Source organism: Pseudomonas persica (genome assembly GCF_900291015.1).
Classification (GTDB): domain Bacteria; phylum Pseudomonadota; class Gammaproteobacteria; order Pseudomonadales; family Pseudomonadaceae; genus Aquipseudomonas.
This window is the reverse complement of record NZ_OLKL01000420.1, coordinates 1-230: the sequence shown is the minus strand read 5'-3', so window position 1 is coordinate 230 and position 230 is coordinate 1. Positions and strand designations below refer to the sequence as shown.

Sequence of the window (230 nt, the reverse complement as noted above, 5' to 3'; positions counted from 1 at the left end):
GCATAGCGCTGTTTGACGTGCTCAAGCAGCGCCCGCCCGATGCCTTTGCCGATTGCCCCAGGATGCACGAACAAGGCGCCGATAAAGCGGTTGTCCATAACGCTGACAAAACCTTCCACGCGGCCATTCTCTTCCCACACCCAGGTTCTGGCGGCGGGTAAGTACGCATCACGCACCAGATTTTTGCTCTCCTGCCAGTAGCGCGCATCAATAAAAGGATGGGCAAAGGT

The 230-nt window shown here is 57.0% G+C and carries 1 protein-coding gene; it reads right to left on the bottom strand.

Annotated elements, in window-relative coordinates; translation table 11 throughout:
• Positions 1-230, bottom strand: a 230-nt coding sequence (locus tag FQ664_RS27120) for a GNAT family N-acetyltransferase (protein ID WP_144176026.1), incomplete at both ends; no start/stop codon positions are given.